Below are 15648 nucleotides of genomic sequence, written 5' to 3'. Positions count from 1 at the left end.
ATATTTTATATTTAAATAACAGTGTAAGTAGCTCCTGTTGATGGTTTGACGAAAGAAATAAAATCTGAAGTTAATCTATATTTCAACTAAGAAAACAAAGTCATTAAATATTTAGGATGAGAAGTATGGCTAGAAAGGACAAAGCTGTAGATATGCGTAAATGTAAATACACCCTAAATTTAAGATAAACTTTTATTACGCAAAAGTTACGAAATTGTCAGCTCTTAAAATTAAAATAGTTTTAAGTTGGCCACACTCAGGTCATCATTTGTTTAGATATTAGTAGACACTATCAATAAAGGAAAGGGACCAAATGGCGCTCTCGGTAGGGATCGAACCTACAACTTAGCCTCCGGAGGGCCACGTGATATCCATTTCACCACGAGAGCACATTTGTTGCCTCCACATCAACTCGCGATATCAATGCTTTAGCATGCGCAATAATAAAGGCATCTTTGTATAAATACCAGCATGATTCGTTTACATGTCTATAATTTGAGCTAATCACTTAACAAAAGGTAAAAAAAGCGCTATTTATTTATATCCTATAAAAAACAGTAACGCTTTAGACACATATTATCTATTATTGTCACTGGACGGAAAGATTAAATACGAGGAAGTAATTATGAAGTTAATGTTAACAGAACAAGTTGCTGATTTTTTAGGAGTTAAAGTCGAGCGAGTTAAACGCCTTGCTCGAGAAAGCCTATTAATCGCTAAATCAGAAGATGATAACGGCGAAATGCAATTTGACGCTGATGAAGTAGCAAAATACAAAGAGCTTGCGGAACGCTTTGGCGGACTTTAACCCTCCATTAAAGCAATAAGCTCATCCAGTTGCGCGCGCAATACAACAACCTGATTGTCTATATCGCGTTGCTCATACCAACCTATACATAACAGTAAGTAAACTAACTGATAGCAATTGAGTTTATGCATAGATAAATAAAATTGATCTGATAGGGTGTGCGTTTTGTAATTGTTAAGCAGAGCCTGCTTGCCTGAAGCATCTAATTTAAAACTAACCGCTAACGCAGCAAGATCAAAATACACATCATTTGTTTGAGCATACTCAAAATCGATTAAATAAACGCCTTGCGGGTTTACCACGATATTTTCTTTGACTAAGTCGTTATGGCAAAAGCCGCTATCTACGGGCATGTTGGCAATGCTTTTTAATGTTTTGCTTATGAGCTTTTCATACTGTTTAAACACTAATAAATGCTGATAGGCTTGCAATTCCAAAGCTATATTCATTGCCTCATTATTAGTTGTATACGCATGTAGCTTAACAAGTTTAGTCAGTAGCGGCATCGCCAAATAAGACTGAGCGACGTCGCCATCAATATAGTTAAAAGCTGCGCGCTTATTTTGCTTATCAAGCCAGATGGGAGCAGAGCAAACTTGTTGTTTACTGAGCTCATATTGGGCATGTAACCCTACTTGTGGCCAATACGATTTATAACACTTTAATAAATAAGCTTGGCTGTCAGTACGGATCAAAAAGTTATCGTTGCTTAAACCGTTAACCAAATACTCTGTTGAGGTTATTGTGCTCGGTACTAAAAACGCGCTACAAATATTAACTAGCTGAGAATGCTGATTCATAGATTAAAGTTGCGCCATGGGCTTGGCTTGGCTTTGCTCGTATTCTTCGTACCACGTTTTAAATCCCCATGCTGCCATAACGGTATAAAATACAAATAAAACAAGGGTTGGGTAATAGCCTTTTTCATAGTACAAATACATAGAGGCCGCATCAATGACTATCCAATAGAGCCAATTTTCTAATACTTTTTTAGCTACCAGATACGTAGTAACCACGGCAAAGCAGGTTGTGAAACTATCAAGATACGCAAAATCTGCATGCGTATAGTTTTGCATTACATAGCCAATTGCTAATGACACTAATGCAGTCAGTACAATTAAAATAATATGTCGGTTTACCGGCCAGGATGTAATTAGTCGCTGCGCTTGATTAGCCTTACCTTTGCGCCACACGACCCAACCAAACACCGCCATATACATATAATAAAAGTTTAGTAACGACTCCATTACCAGCGCGCCATTCCAATACATAATGGTATAAATAAGCGTACTAAAAAAAGCCGCAGGCCAGCACCATAAGTTCTCTTTAATGGCCAGTAATAAATACGCCATCGACAAAGCAACCGCAATATATTCCCAATGCGACATAGCAGTAAAACCACTGAGTATTTGCGTTACAAAATCCATCATTATAAAACGACCGTGTTTGTTAAGGGGTTATTCGGGAGATAAATCGCCCGAAATAAATTTACACACAAATATAGCTTTACCAAATTGCTCATATGAATGTTTAATTTCTGTGCTGATCACTTGCATAACTAGATCATAATCACCAAATATTTGGGTCGACATCGTATTAGTGATCACTTTAAGCTCTTCGTAGGCATTAACTCTGTCGATAAAGCCTTTAATAAAAGGAATGTAATCTTGGTGGAGCGGGTATTTACTGATCTCTACTGATAATTTCATTTCAAACTCACCTTTTTAATTATTTGATTTCATCTAATCATTCAACGCAACTTAAATACAGTGTAAAATTACACTAACACTCAATTTAAATGAGCTCATTATGGCACGCAGAATTACCTACACTTTTAAAAATCAACCGCGCGAAATTAACTTCGCCAAAGATAAATACCACGATATGTATCAGGCTATTGCGGCTGCCGAAGGTATCGATTTAACTAACTACTTAAACATGGTACGCCAAATTGAAATGACCTCTAAAGGGTCATCGGCTGTGCGTAACTTTCGTGATCAAGAATTTGCTCGCATGGGCTTTAGCGATATTTACTTTATAAAAGAGTAACGATACCGATTAAGTGAGCATCACGATCATTCTAGTAATGTAAACTTAATGGGTATTTTTAAAATAAATATTAGCGCTGGTACTCATAACTTACGCGCGGTGTAATATTACACAATAACTCGTAAGATATAGTATCAGCACATTGTGCAATTTCTTCTACCGGCAACTCAGGGCCCCACATTACTACCTCATCGCCGACTTTGATGCCATCAGCATTTTCACCAATATCAACACTGATCATATCCATAGAGATGTTGCCAGCAATACCATAACGTTTGCCAGCAATCACTACTGGGGTACCATGTTTAGCATGACGCGGATAACCATCACCATAGCCCATAGCAACCACTGCAAGCTTAGTTGGCTGAGTACTTTGCCAACTGCCACCATAACCAACACCTTGCGCAGCATCAACATCGCGAATTGCAATGACCTTAGTGGTTAAGCGCATCACAGGCTTAAGCTGATGATCTTTGCCTGAAGTGTTAAGCATTGGTGATACACCATACATCATCAAACCTGGACGCACCCACTCGCCATGACCGGCAGGCCAAGCAATAATACCGGCCGAATTTGCTAAACAATGTGCTTGTTGTTTGCCTTGCACTAATGAATCAAACAAAGCAATTTGCTCAGCTGTTTTGGGATCATTAACATCATCGGCACTGGAAAAGTGCGTCATTAAATTGATTGTATCTTTAGCGTTATCAGTCGCTTGCAAGCGCTGATAAAAATCATTCAATTGCGTTGGTGCAACCCCTAAACGATGCATACCCGTATTGATTTTTAACCAGCAACTGATTGGTGCATCGAGCTTTGCATTTTCAAGTGCTCTGAGCTGGTTTTCATCATGGATTATGGTTTGAAAGTTATTGGCTAATAAAATCGGCAAGTCATCTTGATGGAAAAAACCTTCCAACAACACAATAGGCTTGGTCAGCCCGCCTGCTCGCAGTGCGAGCGCTTCATCTATTCGTGCCACTGCAAATGCGTCGGCATCATTAAGGTGCTGCGCTATTTTTACTAAACCATGGCCATAAGCATTGGCTTTTAATACCGCCATAACTTTACTGTTAGGCGCAAACTGTCGCACTTGCGCTAAATTATGAGCAAGTGCTTGTAAGTTAATTTCGGCAATAGCTAAGCGCATTAGTAATCATCATCTACAGCAGGCCCCGCGTAATTATCAAAGCGAGAGAATTGACCTTGGAAGGTTAGGCGCACTTTACCAATCGGACCGTTACGCTGTTTACCGATGATAATTTCTGCAACACCTTTATCAGTACTGTCTTCGTTGTATACTTCGTCACGATAAATAAACATGATTAAATCGGCATCTTGTTCAATAGAGCCCGACTCACGCAAATCTGAGTTAATTGGGCGTTTATCAGCACGTTGCTCTAGGGTACGGTTAAGCTGCGATAGTGCAACAACCGGACACTGTAATTCTTTTGCTAATGCTTTAAGTGAACGTGAAATTTCGGCAATTTCTAAGGTACGATTATCTGACAAGCTAGGTACGCGCATTAATTGTAGGTAATCGACCATGATCATACTAATACCACCATGATCGCGGGCAATACGACGTGCACGTGAACGTACATCAGTGGGTGTTAAGCCTGAGGCGTCATCAACATACATTTTGCCTTTTTCCATGAGTAACCCCATGGTTGATGAAAGGCGCGCCCAGTCATCGTCATCTAGCTGACCAGTACGTACTTTGGTTTGGTTAATTCGGCCAAGGGACGCCAGCATCCTCATCATAATTTGTTCAGAGGGCATCTCTAGTGAGTAGATAAGTACAGGCTTGTCTTGGGTCATTGCTGCATGCTCAGCAAGGTTCATCGCAAAGGTAGTTTTACCCATCGATGGACGTGCTGCTACAATAATTAAATCTGAGGGCTGCAGACCAGTCGTCATTTTATCTAAATCAGCGTAACCTGTGCTTACACCGGTAACACCATCTTGTGGTGACTGATAAAGCTCTTCTATTTTATCAACGGTTTTTTCAAGTATATTGTGAATGCTTTGTGGGCCTTCACTACTTTTTGTACGCTGCTCAGCAATTTTAAAGACTTTACTTTCAGCAAAATCAAGTAAGTCGTGGCTAGTACGCCCCTCAGGATTAAAGCCCGCTTCGGCTATTTCATTGGCAACACCAATCATTTCACGAACAACGGCGCGCTCGCGAACAATACTTGCGTAAGCGTCAATATTGGCAGCACTTGGGGTGTTTTTAGCTATTTCGGCTAAATACGCAAAGCCACCAATCCCTGAAAGCTGATTATTTTTTTCTAGACTTTCAGAAATAGTAATTAAATCAATCGGGTCGCCAATTTCAGCCAGTGCTGTCATTGCCTCAAAAATAAGCTTATGGGTACGGGTATAAAAGTCCTGTGACACAACAAGTTCAGCTACGCGATCAAATGCTTGATTATCAAGCATTAAACCACCTAAAACAGATTGTTCAGCTTCTATTGAATGGGGAGGAACTTTAAGAGTGTCGACTTGCTTATCTGGTTTGGCCATAACTTCACAGTACTAAAATTGAATGGCTCTATTCTATCGACTTGGCGGGGCTGTGCAAATAGCAAAGCAGGAAATCTTTCCTGCTTTTTGTAACTTAAAATAAAATGGATGATTATTGACGCTTAAGTCCAATCGTCCCACTTATGGTATTCATTTCTACACTGGCATCGGTGCCATTAGTATTAAACTTAATTCCACTGGCTGGGCCATATTTGGCTTTTTGCACTTGGTCGCTCGTTAGCTGGTTGTCAATTTTACCGCCGGCATGGGCTTGAACTTCAAATTGTGCCGATAAATCAGCTGGAAAGTAAAACTCAGCATTGCCACTTACAGATTCAAAACTTACATCAGCATCACTTAAAAGGCGATTAATACGCACTTCAACTTCGCCATTTACAGTGCTTATTTGTAACTCTTTGATTGCATCGAAGGTAAGATTGATATCACCGTTTACGTTTTCTAAGCGAATATCATTGGCAGTCGAGTTTGATTTTATATTCCCATTAACCGCATTAAAACGAACTTCTCCGTTAGATTGCTGATCATCAATTGCGCCATTTACAGTTTCAAATTGCACTTTACCACTGAGGTTTTTTGCGTTGATGTCACCGTTAACACTAGTAAGCTTAATATCGCCGTTAAGATCATTTACTGTAATGGCGCCATTGACTACATCAATTTCAGTGCCTCTTTTTAACTCTTTTGCAGTTACCGAAGCGTTAACCCCAACATACTCCAGCGCACTGCTTTGCGGCATGAAAATAGTTAGCGTTGAGCCATTATTGTTATTATCCCAGTTTGAAAGATCAGGCATTTTTACAATAAACTGAGTTTTATTACCCTGTGTTTTAAGAGTGTAGCCTTGTGCTTTATCATCAAGCTCGCCGCTCACTTTAAATTGATTTTTCTCCCAGCCCATAATATTTACATTGCCGCGCTGATTTTCTATATGAATAACGCCACCGTTTGGTACTTCAATTTGTTGTTCTATTTTTTCACCGGCAAATACAGCCATTGGTAATAAAGCGATTCCAAGTATTATTGCTTTCATTTATTTCTCCTAGATTTGTTGCCAACGCGGTGCATGCACCTTGTTAATTAAGTCGAGTTGTTGTTGATATACTTGCGCTAACATAGACAGTAGCGCCTTATTTTGTGGTTCATTTTCAAGTGTTTGCTTTATAGCCTGCTCAGCATCTTCAAGTTCTTGTAACTGTACTTGCCAGTTATCTGTTAGTGCAGCTTGGCTTTGGTATTGAACAAGTAAACTTTGTTTTTGCTTAGTAAAAAAATCACTCATCGCCACAGCGGTATTTGTCTCCGGAGATGTAAAAAACACCATAGTGCTAACCAAAGCAGCCACACAACATGCCGCAATAGCAGTTAGCTTCGGCCAAACGACACTCTTAACTGTACTTGCCTGCTTATTAGTCATTATGGCGCGCTCAATCCCATCCCAGAGCTCTTTATCGGGTGTTATATTTTTATTTAATTGTGTTAGCGACTCATTTAAGTAGTCATCAAAATTTGTTTTACTCATTTTCATACCACTGCTTTAATAATTGCCTTACACGATGATATTGCGCTTTACTAGAGCCTACCGCCATGCCTAGCAAGGTTGCTATTTCTTCATGCCTATAACCTTCAACGGCATACAGTACAAATACCATTCTTGCGCGCTCAGGCAGCCTAACGATTAATTTATCTAAGCCATTTAAGCCATTGCAGTCATTTGCAGATTGCTCATCCATACCGCTTTGTTCAAAGCTAATAACTTTATTAAGCCAATGTTTTTGCTTACGCACATAGCTAATAGCAATATTACTGGTGACACTGTAAAGCCAGGTAGAAAATTGCGAACGCCCATTAAATTGCGCTATTTTGTGCCATACCTGTACAAACACTTCTTGGGTTACATCTTGCGCATGCCCCTCATCGGCAATTAGCCTCAGGCATAAGCCATAAACTTTTGCTTTATGCATGTCATAGAGCGCTTTATAGGCTAACTGGTCGCCGTTTTTAACTTGATCAATAAGCATTTGCTGCACTTGATCAGTTATTGGCTGATTAGCGTCCATTAACATCGCAAATTTTTCCTGTTTATAATTATGTAATTGCAATTTAAATTATTAGACGTGAGAAGAAATAGAAAGGTTTAAATGAAATAGAAAATATTTGTAGAAAATGAAGCTTTATTTTAGAAAAGTGTTTTATTTTACCCACAACAAACAATTTATTATTTTGGGTTATAAATTTTAGACACAAAAAAACCGTGCAAAGCACGGTTTTTTTAGCTTAATATTTAAAATTAAGCTTCAGCAATAACGATTACTTTAATAGTAGCTGTTACGTCTGAGTGTACTGCGATTGCAACGTCAAATTCGCCAGTCTCACGGATAGTACCTAGAGGTAAACGAACTTCTGATTTAGCAACTTCAACACCAACAGCTGAGATAGCGTCAGCGATGTCACGAGTACCGATTGAACCGAATAATTTACCTTCGTCACCAGCTTTAGATACTAATGTAACTTCAGCTAATGCTTCAAGTTTGTCAGCGCGTGCTTGTGCTGCAGTTAACTGTTCAGCGATTTTTGCTTCTAGTTCTGCGCGACGTGCGTCAAACGTTTCAATGTTTGCTTTAGTTGCAGGAACTGCCTTACCTTGTGGGAAAAGGAAGTTACGTGCGAAGCCAGATTTAACTACAACCTGGTCACCTAGGCCACCTAGGTTAGCGATCTTATCTAGTAGAATAACTTGCATGTTTCTACACCTTTTAAAAACGTGTTAATCCGCTGCTTACTTATGTAAGTCAGTGTATGGAAGAAGGGCTAAGTAGCGAGCACGCTTAATAGCAGTTGCTAGCTGGCGCTGGTATTTAGCGCTAGTACCTGTGATACGGCTAGGTACGATTTTGCCACTTTCTGTAACATAGTTTCTAAGAGTAGCTAGATCTTTGTAATCGATTTGTTGTACGCCTTCCGCTTTAAAGCGGCAGAACTTACGACGTCTGAAATAACGTGCCATGAGATTAATTCCTCAAATAATTCTTTCTATATGCTGAGCATGCAAAACCAATTGGCTAAGGCCGTTACGACCTTCGTGGCGATTTAAAAAACCACTCACTTGCAATGCCTGCCCAACGTGCAAATGTTGAGTCTGTTGTTGCATTTGCTTACCACTGGCAACCACCTGAAGCCTCACATAACTATTACGGTTAAGATCTGCTTCAACTTGCATTGATTTATGTTCTACAACAAAAATACAATGCGGTATGCCCGCGGGGCTTTGGCTAAACTTGGGTGTTTTACAAACAACCCCCGATATAACCAGCTGATTCGTATATGGGCTAACCATTATAGTAACTGCTGACTACGTGCCATGCTAGGACTCAAAACAATTAAGCAGCTGGTGCTTCTTTCTTCTCTTCTCTTACAAGAGGAGACGCTTCAGTTACAGCGTTTTTAGTACGCATAACTAAGTTACGAAGCACTGCATCGTTGTAGCGGAAAGTAGTTTCTAGCTCGCTGATTACTTCAGTTGGTGCTTCAACGTTCATAAGAACATAATGAGCTTTATGAAGCTTGTTGATTGGGTAAGCCAGTTGACGACGGCCCCAGTCTTCAAGACGGTGGATAGTACCACCTGCTTCAGTGATAGAACCAGTATAACGTTCGATCATACCAGATACTTGCTCACTCTGATCAGGGTGAACCATGAATACGATTTCGTAATGACGCATGGATATTCCTTACGGTTAATAGAGCCTTCTACCGTTTCGGCCGGTCGGTTTAAGGCAAGGAATTAATAGTTTAAAAGCCGAAATGAGCGCGCATTTTACGCTTAGTAGGATAATTAAGCAAGCAGGTTTTTTAAGCTTTGATAGATAAGTGTTAAAGGTTTCGGGTTTCGGGTTTCGGGTTTCGGGTTTCGGGTTTCGGGAAGACATTATTGGGGTTCCCTTGATATCAACAAGTAAAATAAAGATAAGTGTTTAAATTTTTAGTGGTAGACGCCGAGCTGGATCGGCGCGAAAAGCGATGTTTAAACTAAACATCGGTTTTTCTTTGGCTGAAAGCTGATAGCTGATAGCTAAAAACTGACAGCTTGTCTTCATCACTTCCCTATCGCTTCTTTAGCGAATAGGTGTTTGATTGGGCCCAAGTTATCAACTAACGAAAGCCCTACTCCACGAATCAGCTTTTTAACTGGGTTTGCACCTTCAAATAGCTCTTTGAGCCCTTGCATCATGGCGATGTGTTTTTGTGCGTCGAGCTTACGAGTACGTTCGTAATCACGCAGTGTGCGCGTACTGGCAAATTCTTTGGCGCCTTGACTTAGTAGCTCAATTAAATAAGCGGCATCTTTTAGGCCCAGGTTCATACCCAGCCCTGCTAATGGATGAATGGTATGCGCTGCATCGCCCATTAACACCACCTTGCCATTAAGCCATTGTTGGGCGTAACGCATTTTAAGTGGGAACGCGACGCGCTTACTTTGCACTTCACATAAACCGCACTGCCCATCTATGGCAGCCATAACTGCTTTGTTAAAAGTAGTGTCGTCCATTGCTAACAATTCATCACAATGATTCGGGCTGGTAGACCACACAATTGAATGAGTATGCTCATCGCTCAATGGTAAAAAAGCTAGCGGCCCCGTTGGTAAAAACACTTGGCGTGCGGTATTTGTATGTGACTCTTTGGTTTTAACTGTCGCTACTAACGCATGGTGATCGTAATCTTTAAAGCTCAGCGCCATATTAAACTGTTTACGAATCGCTGAATTTGCCCCATCAGCCGCCACCAGCAACTTAGCAATAATAGGTTCGCCAGTTTTTAAATTAATAAATACATCAGACTCGCTTTGGTGTATTTGCTGATACTCGGTATTAAACATGAGTGTGGCATTACTTTGCTGCACAAGCTCTTTTATTAGTGCAAAGCGAATAATATCGTTTTCAACAATGTGCCCTAAATGCTCAAGCTCAAGTTGCTCGTTATTAAAGGCTATTTTTCCAAAGCTGTCGGCATCGCGTACATCCATGTGCGTATAAGCACAAGCACGCTCAGCTATTATGTGTGGCCATACATTTAACTGCTCGAGCAATGTTTGGCTGGCAATGCTCAATGCGCTTACACGTAAACCATAGTCATCGCTCGGTGGAGCTTGAGTTGGCGCTGCATCTAACACAACCACGCTGACATTTGCTTTAGCAAGCCCTAGCGCCAGCGTTAAACCTACGCAGCCACCACCCACTATACAAACCTGTACTTGTTTCATAAACGTGTACCTTGTTTAACTTGTCCCATTAACTGTTTAGCCAATGGGGCTTTGAATGCGGGGAATAAATCCATTGAAAATAGCCCAATACTACGACCAAGCGCTAACACCCGTGATGAGTTTGAAAAAAGTCGAACCAAGGCATCGGTCAATGTCATCACGGTGTTTATATCATCACTGCGCTTAATTGAATATTGACGAGTAAAGGCATAACTACCTAAATCGTGTTCACTGTTTGCTATTAAGTCACTAAGCACTTGTACGTCGCGCAGCCCTAAATTAAAGCCTTGACCTGCAATTGGGTGAATTGCATGTGCCGCGTTACCTATTACCACAGTACGGTGCGCCGTCAACGATTCTATTTGCCCATAAACCAGAGAATAACTGGCGCGCATCCCTACTTTTATAAACTGCCCAGCACGATAACCAAAGGCGGTTTGCAGCGCACTTATAAAGTCTGGTTCACTTAGCGACATATACTGCTCAATATGTTCTTGGCGCATACACCATACTAACGAATAGCGGTTATTACTCATGGGTAATAAAGCCATTGGGCCATTTTGGGTAAACCGCTCAAACGCCTGATGATGGTGTCCACCAGCCACTTCTATATTGGCAATAATCGCGCCTTGTTCATAAGGCTGGGTATTGAAACCTAAGCCTAGCAAGTGACGGGTTGGCGATTGTGCACCGTCGGCAATCACTAACAGCTTAGCGCTTAGTTTTTCACTACTTTGTAATGTAAGTTCATTACTTTCGGCATTTTGTTTTATCGCCGTTACGCTATTAGGGCAAAAAAGCGATATATTTGATTGCGTTAAACGTTGATGCAGCGCTCTGCCAAATGGGTTTACCTCTACCACATAGCCTAATGAGGGTTTTGCAAATTCATCACACTGTATGTGGGTTTTACCAAAGTGCCCTTTGTCTGACACACTGACTTTTTTTATGGCCGCCGCATAGGGAGCGTTTATTTCAAACAAATTGAGGCTTTGTAAATACTCCACCGACTGCTGTGCAAGTGCGATGCTTCTGTCGTCAAAACTTGGGTGATAATCTGTGGTTACTTGGTTTGCTTCAACCACGGCAATATGTAGGCTGGGATTTTTTTTACTTATACTCAGTGCGCAACTTGCGCCCACTAAACCACCGCCAATAACTACAACATCAAACTGCTTAGCCACTTTTATCTCCAAGCTTATGCGTTTTTAGCGCTTTGCATTAACGCTTCTATTTCGCTAATTTTTTTAGGCACGGTAATCGTTAAGTTTTCGTGACCAGACTCAGTTACTAATAAGTTATCTTCAATACGAATACCTATACCTTGGTATTTTTTGGGTGCGTTTGAATCTTTACTAATATAAAGCCCTGGTTCAATGGTCAGTACCATACCCGGTTCAAAAGCACGCTCTTGGTTATTAACCTTGTAATCGCCCACATCGTGAACATCGAGTCCTAACCAATGGCCAAGACCATGCATGTAATATTCTTTACAGGCACCTTGCGCCATTAACTCATCAAAATCGCCGGTTAAAATACCTAAATCGAGTAACCCTTGGGTTAGCTCTTGCATAGCTAATTTATTAGCCTGCGATAAGTAGCCACCGGGCTTTACTTCGCTAAATGCCACTTCTTGCGCTTTGAGTACAATATTATAAAGCGCAGCTTGCTCGGTGCTAAATTTACCATTAACGGGGAAAGTACGCGTTATATCGGCGGCGTAACCTTGTAGCTCACAACCTGAATCAATCAGCACTAGGTCGCCATTGTTTAATACATCGCTGTTTTGGGTGTAGTGCAAAATATTAGCGTTATCGCCACTACCGACAATGGTGCCATAAGCTGGATGTGGCGCCCCATTCATCGCATAGTGATGATGAAGCTCTGCCTCTAATTGAAACTCGGTTGCGCCAACGTGGGAAAAGCGCATGGCACGCATGTGTGCTCGAGCACTTATTTCGCAGCCTTCACGCATAATGTTAATTTCGCTTGGCGATTTAAATAGGCGCATTTCATGTAGTAGCGGACGAATATCTTTAATTGTACTCGGTGCTGTATCGCCTTTTTTGGGGGCACTACGCAAAGTATTGAGCATTGAAAATACTTTGCCGTCGAAGGCAGGATACGTCCCTTGTGCATAAAATAAAATCTGTTGGCCGTTCACCAAATTCAATAATTGTTCGTTTAGTTCACTTAATGCATAAGTTTTGTCGAATAAGTATTCGCTTTGCGCTTTTTCAAAACCAATGCGCCTGCCGTGCCATACCTCTGCAAGTTTATCTTTATCTAAACAAAACAATATAGAAGGCGTATCACTGTCTTTGCATAACACCAATACCGCATCGGGTTCGTTAAAACCAGTTAAGTAAAAAAAGTCACTGTCTTGTCGAAACGGATAATGAGTATCTCGGCTACGTGTGAGCTCGGTTGCAGCAGGAATTATCGCAATACTGTTGCTATCCATTGCCGCCAATAAAAGCTCGCGGCGCGCTTTAAACTCTGACTTTTGTATTTCAACCATTAATAACTAACCCATTACTTTTGTTGTATTACTAAATTAATGCAGTGTTTTTTTGTTGCTTTGTGGGTTTTGCTCTTTGCCAAGTTCAGCAAAACACAGTAACGCCGATACGCGTACGTACTCAATCACTTCATGCAGTGCTTGGCTATCTTCTTCGGTTTCTTCAAAGGTTGTATCAAGGCGCGTAATTTCGCTAAAGTCGCTAATCACTTCTTTTACATCTGCCGACAGCTTGCCATAGTCTTTTTGCTTTAAGCCAAAGCCCAGCATAAACCCAGCTACCCATGATACGAGCCCATTGGCTTGATCGATGAGTGTTTCGTCATCACTCGGTAAAAACAAATCAAATTGAAACTCTTCATTGTTAAAGCTTTCAACAACTTGTTGATAAACTTTACCAAAAAACTGTTTTAAATCGTTGCTAAACGACTCGCCATCATTAAATACGTCGCTCAGTAAGCCTAAGTATTCTTTATCGTCAATGCTTAGCCCACAAGCAAGTAAACCGCTAATAACGCCATGCGCTTCAGCAGGTGATACAAATATTTCGTTTTTCTCTAAAAGAAGTTGGGCTTTTTCGTAATCTGGTAAGTTATTCATAATGACGTCTTCGCTTTGCTAATTAAAGCAATGCTACCACTCGATAAAAAGCAACTCCAATGAATTCTATGACTGAGGTCAAAAGCAAGCGATTGAAAAGCTGATTAAGTTCAAAAAGCAATCTTAAAAGTAAATACAAGATTAGGGTCTGTTGACCCTTAAAGGTTAAACTTTCAGCAGTCTGTTTGGTATTTAAGCAAGGCAGAGCCTATGTGGTGTCGTTACTCCCCATAAATAGGCGATAACGCAGCATCAATGCCAAACAGGCGCTGCCCGAAGAGTTCTGCCTAGGGGCGATTTACTCTTTGTTGCCTACATGGATGTAGGTAAGGGGCGTGAGCAGGACGCGGAAGCTTTGCTCGGTTTTTACTTATTCTTACATGGATGTAAGTCAGTAGAATAACGCAGGAGCAGTTATCGAGCCCACTAGGTTACAAACCTCGCGCCGCGATTAAACCGCCCCTAGTTTACCTGAGATCTGGTTAAGCCAACATTAGATTATTACTCTCTAAAATTTCAAGTTCTTGCGATGTTAAATCTAATGACGGCATTTCCTCTTTTAGGCAATAGGCAATTAATCCACCAAGTAAATTTAGCATAAAGCCATGCATACTGCGGTGTCTAGAGTGTTCAATGTAAGAAATGTTTTTCAATTGATCATTCACCGTTTCGATTATAAATCGTTTTTTCAATAAAGCCCTGTCCCACAATGAAATAAATTTTTTCTTCATATTCTTCCGAACCGTCGTGATCAACTCGATACCTTTTTCTAGTAACTCACCAGAGAGCGCTTTGCTGATATAACCTTTGTCGCCATAGAGTTTTCCGAAGATAGAGTCCGCCATATCAGAAACAGGCTCTCGATCATCCACATTGCCCGTTGTGAGCTTTAGCGCCACAATCTCACCTAAATGATTAATTATTAAATGTAGTTTGAATCCATATGACCAACCCATAGTGCCTTTTCCATGATGAGCAACGCCTTCAAACACTTTATTTCTTTTAGCTCTGATGATGTGAGGTAACTGCACATCGGAACCACCACACTAGGCATAAGCGCGAGAAACCTTGTGTAACTCAGCAACTCTGGAAAATAGGCTTTAAGTTGACGGCAAACATAGTGAAGGTAGTAGTTTTTGAAATCTCTGTAATGTGACTGGTGAAAATGGATGATAATAGTCATCACCTCTGACGGAGATAAGCGGCATGCTCTTCGACGTTTAATTTCACCATTTTCGAGCAATATACGCTGCCAGCTTGGGAAAAATAACTTTGAAAAATCATCGACATCACAGTACGTTTCAACTAACTTGTTCATGCTCGTTCCTTTTTGTTCTAATCACTCTTGGTCGAATGATCGGATCATGGAACGAGCATTTAGTTCCTTTAAATTAGTAATTTCTTATCCGAAGCTCAGGTTAGTTTGAAAAAATTTTAATCCGCAAAGGTCAACAGACCCTAAATTTGCAGGAAAACTGAGCGAACAGTTTAATTTTTTACGATTGGGGTTTAAGGATTGGAATATGTCTTATATACTGAATTTGTTCCCTGGGGTGCAGGAGCTTGGTTAAGTCCCTGAGCCGATAAATTTTATACCAGGATTTTTGTTCGTCTACTATTGTGCAAGCTCGGCATGTACCGAGAAGCCTACGGTAAACCGCAGATTTCCGCCCTGAAACCTCAAGGTTTCAGGACTGACACCGGGCACCGCATTCTCGGGGAACACCTCCAATAACTTTAATTCCCCAGCAATTACTTTTTATATCCTTATTTTATTAATCACCACGGCAAGATCATTATAAATTGAACTTATAGAGCAAGTAGCGATCAGATCAAGGCATAATAATTACTTGGTCGCAT

General features: G+C 40.8%; 18 protein-coding genes, 1 tRNA gene, 1 other RNA gene and 1 pseudogene. 3 read left to right on the top strand and 18 right to left on the bottom strand.

From position 1 onward, the window contains the following. Window positions 1-314 precede the first annotated feature (314 nt). A tRNA-Arg gene (locus MTN97_RS07800) sits at window positions 315-389 on the bottom strand. A 236-nt stretch (window positions 390-625) separates the two neighbouring features. On the opposite strand from MTN97_RS07800, the gene MTN97_RS07795 reads away from it, so the two are divergent. Further along, window positions 626-808 (top strand): helix-turn-helix domain-containing protein, encoded by a 183-nt coding sequence (locus MTN97_RS07795; protein ID WP_248474089.1) that lies wholly within the window; start codon window positions 626-628, stop codon window positions 806-808. Here MTN97_RS07795 and MTN97_RS07790 read toward each other — a convergent pair. From MTN97_RS07790 to MTN97_RS07780, 3 genes are read right to left on the bottom strand one after another with little or no spacing between them, the layout of a single operon-like run. After that, on the bottom strand, window positions 805-1608 hold the full coding sequence (locus MTN97_RS07790; RefSeq protein WP_248474088.1) for a phosphotransferase family protein: 804 nt from the start codon (window positions 1606-1608) through the stop codon (window positions 805-807). The two genes, MTN97_RS07795 and MTN97_RS07790, sit on opposite strands and share 4 nt — an antisense overlap. 3 nt (window positions 1609-1611) lie before the next feature. After that, the gene (pnuC, locus tag MTN97_RS07785; protein ID WP_248474138.1) at window positions 1612-2235 is read right to left on the bottom strand and encodes a nicotinamide riboside transporter PnuC; all 624 of its coding nucleotides are present in this window, start codon (window positions 2233-2235) and stop codon (window positions 1612-1614) included. 30 nt (window positions 2236-2265) lie between these two features. After that, window positions 2266-2517, bottom strand: a complete 252-nt coding sequence (locus MTN97_RS07780; RefSeq protein WP_008110382.1) for a hypothetical protein — start codon at window positions 2515-2517, stop codon at window positions 2266-2268. Between the two features lie 100 nt (window positions 2518-2617). On the opposite strand from MTN97_RS07780, the gene MTN97_RS07775 reads away from it, so the two are divergent. Then, window positions 2618-2857: a DUF2960 domain-containing protein gene (locus MTN97_RS07775; RefSeq protein ID WP_004588463.1), complete on the top strand. Its 240-nt coding sequence runs from the start codon at window positions 2618-2620 to the stop codon at window positions 2855-2857. 70 nt (window positions 2858-2927) lie between these two features. Here the strand turns inward: MTN97_RS07775 and alr are convergent, their stop codons facing one another. The 14 genes and pseudogenes from alr to MTN97_RS07705 form a co-directional block, all read right to left on the bottom strand. After that, a complete protein-coding gene (alr, locus tag MTN97_RS07770) occupies window positions 2928-4007 on the bottom strand; it encodes an alanine racemase (RefSeq protein WP_248474087.1) in 1080 nt (359 codons plus the stop codon). Then, entirely contained in the window at window positions 4007-5386 is a 1380-nt protein-coding gene (gene dnaB / locus MTN97_RS07765; protein ID WP_138560849.1) for a replicative DNA helicase, read from the bottom strand. The genes alr and dnaB overlap by 1 nt, the downstream gene beginning before the upstream one ends. A gap of 112 nt (window positions 5387-5498) precedes the next feature. Continuing rightward, window positions 5499-6437, bottom strand: a complete 939-nt coding sequence (locus MTN97_RS07760) for a DUF4097 family beta strand repeat-containing protein (protein WP_024601519.1) — start codon at window positions 6435-6437, stop codon at window positions 5499-5501. Between the two features lie 9 nt (window positions 6438-6446). After that, complete coding sequence (locus MTN97_RS07755; protein ID WP_248474086.1) at window positions 6447-6932, bottom strand: hypothetical protein; 486 nt, start codon at window positions 6930-6932, stop codon at window positions 6447-6449. After that, window positions 6919-7470, bottom strand: a complete 552-nt coding sequence (locus MTN97_RS07750) for an RNA polymerase sigma factor (RefSeq protein WP_248474085.1) — start codon at window positions 7468-7470, stop codon at window positions 6919-6921. Before MTN97_RS07750 ends, MTN97_RS07755 begins: the two co-directional genes overlap by 14 nt. A 224-nt stretch (window positions 7471-7694) precedes the next feature. Continuing rightward, window positions 7695-8147: a 50S ribosomal protein L9 gene (rplI, locus tag MTN97_RS07745; protein ID WP_008110407.1), complete on the bottom strand. Its 453-nt coding sequence runs from the start codon at window positions 8145-8147 to the stop codon at window positions 7695-7697. Between the two features lie 36 nt (window positions 8148-8183). Beyond that, window positions 8184-8411: a 30S ribosomal protein S18 gene (gene rpsR, locus MTN97_RS07740; RefSeq protein WP_002962753.1), complete on the bottom strand. Its 228-nt coding sequence runs from the start codon at window positions 8409-8411 to the stop codon at window positions 8184-8186. 12 nt (window positions 8412-8423) lie between these two features. Continuing rightward, on the bottom strand, window positions 8424-8741 hold the full coding sequence (gene priB, locus MTN97_RS07735) for a primosomal replication protein N (RefSeq protein ID WP_008466122.1): 318 nt from the start codon (window positions 8739-8741) through the stop codon (window positions 8424-8426). A gap of 43 nt (window positions 8742-8784) precedes the next feature. Beyond that, the gene (rpsF, locus tag MTN97_RS07730) at window positions 8785-9126 is read right to left on the bottom strand and encodes a 30S ribosomal protein S6 (RefSeq protein ID WP_008110420.1); all 342 of its coding nucleotides are present in this window, start codon (window positions 9124-9126) and stop codon (window positions 8785-8787) included. 374 nt (window positions 9127-9500) lie between these two features. Beyond that, a complete protein-coding gene (locus MTN97_RS07725) occupies window positions 9501-10667 on the bottom strand; it encodes an FAD-dependent monooxygenase (RefSeq protein WP_248474084.1) in 1167 nt (388 codons plus the stop codon). Then, the gene (ubiH, locus tag MTN97_RS07720; RefSeq protein WP_248474083.1) at window positions 10664-11851 is read right to left on the bottom strand and encodes a 2-octaprenyl-6-methoxyphenyl hydroxylase; all 1188 of its coding nucleotides are present in this window, start codon (window positions 11849-11851) and stop codon (window positions 10664-10666) included. The genes MTN97_RS07725 and ubiH overlap by 4 nt, the downstream gene beginning before the upstream one ends. Window positions 11852-11865: 14 nt before the next feature. Next, the gene (gene pepP, locus MTN97_RS07715; protein ID WP_248474082.1) at window positions 11866-13188 is read right to left on the bottom strand and encodes a Xaa-Pro aminopeptidase; all 1323 of its coding nucleotides are present in this window, start codon (window positions 13186-13188) and stop codon (window positions 11866-11868) included. A 36-nt stretch (window positions 13189-13224) separates the two neighbouring features. Continuing rightward, window positions 13225-13788 carry a UPF0149 family protein gene (locus MTN97_RS07710; RefSeq protein ID WP_024600851.1) on the bottom strand — a complete coding sequence of 188 codons (564 nt, stop codon included), beginning with the start codon at window positions 13786-13788 and terminating at the stop codon, window positions 13225-13227. A gap of 482 nt (window positions 13789-14270) precedes the next feature. Next, a pseudogene (locus MTN97_RS07705) lies at window positions 14271-15106 on the bottom strand (IS982 family transposase). Window positions 15107-15330: 224 nt separating this feature from the next. On the opposite strand from MTN97_RS07705, the gene ssrS reads away from it, so the two are divergent. Continuing rightward, a non-coding RNA gene (gene ssrS / locus MTN97_RS07700) (6S RNA) lies at window positions 15331-15514 on the top strand. Window positions 15515-15648: the final 134 nt, after the last annotated feature.

Origin of the sequence: Pseudoalteromonas sp. 2CM36K, assembly GCF_023161865.1 — a bacterium.
GTDB classification, from domain to species: Bacteria; Pseudomonadota; Gammaproteobacteria; order Enterobacterales; family Alteromonadaceae; genus Pseudoalteromonas; species Pseudoalteromonas tetraodonis.
This window is presented reverse-complemented; position numbering and strand designations above follow the sequence as displayed.

Bases quoted from the DNA above. Each gene is read 5' to 3' on its own strand.
- MTN97_RS07795 (WP_248474089.1), top strand. From the start codon at position 626: ATGAAGTTAATGTTAACAGAACAAGTTGCTGATTTTTTAGGAGTTAAA.
- MTN97_RS07790 (WP_248474088.1), bottom strand. From the start codon at position 1,608: ATGAATCAGCATTCTCAGCTAGTTAATATTTGTAGCGCGTTTTTAGTA.
- pnuC (WP_248474138.1), bottom strand. From the start codon at position 2,235: ATGGATTTTGTAACGCAAATACTCAGTGGTTTTACTGCTATGTCGCAT.
- MTN97_RS07780 (WP_008110382.1), bottom strand. From the start codon at position 2,517: ATGAAATTATCAGTAGAGATCAGTAAATACCCGCTCCACCAAGATTAC.
- MTN97_RS07775 (WP_004588463.1), top strand. From the start codon at position 2,618: ATGGCACGCAGAATTACCTACACTTTTAAAAATCAACCGCGCGAAATT.
- alr (WP_248474087.1), bottom strand. From the start codon at position 4,007: ATGCGCTTAGCTATTGCCGAAATTAACTTACAAGCACTTGCTCATAAT.
- dnaB (WP_138560849.1), bottom strand. From the start codon at position 5,386: ATGGCCAAACCAGATAAGCAAGTCGACACTCTTAAAGTTCCTCCCCAT.
- MTN97_RS07760 (WP_024601519.1), bottom strand. From the start codon at position 6,437: ATGAAAGCAATAATACTTGGAATCGCTTTATTACCAATGGCTGTATTT.
- MTN97_RS07755 (WP_248474086.1), bottom strand. From the start codon at position 6,932: ATGAAAATGAGTAAAACAAATTTTGATGACTACTTAAATGAGTCGCTA.
- MTN97_RS07750 (WP_248474085.1), bottom strand. From the start codon at position 7,470: ATGTTAATGGACGCTAATCAGCCAATAACTGATCAAGTGCAGCAAATG.
- rplI (WP_008110407.1), bottom strand. From the start codon at position 8,147: ATGCAAGTTATTCTACTAGATAAGATCGCTAACCTAGGTGGCCTAGGT.
- rpsR (WP_002962753.1), bottom strand. From the start codon at position 8,411: ATGGCACGTTATTTCAGACGTCGTAAGTTCTGCCGCTTTAAAGCGGAA.
- priB (WP_008466122.1), bottom strand. From the start codon at position 8,741: ATGGTTAGCCCATATACGAATCAGCTGGTTATATCGGGGGTTGTTTGT.
- rpsF (WP_008110420.1), bottom strand. From the start codon at position 9,126: ATGCGTCATTACGAAATCGTATTCATGGTTCACCCTGATCAGAGTGAG.
- MTN97_RS07725 (WP_248474084.1), bottom strand. From the start codon at position 10,667: ATGAAACAAGTACAGGTTTGTATAGTGGGTGGTGGCTGCGTAGGTTTA.
- pepP (WP_248474082.1), bottom strand. From the start codon at position 13,188: ATGGTTGAAATACAAAAGTCAGAGTTTAAAGCGCGCCGCGAGCTTTTA.
- MTN97_RS07710 (WP_024600851.1), bottom strand. From the start codon at position 13,788: ATGAATAACTTACCAGATTACGAAAAAGCCCAACTTCTTTTAGAGAAA.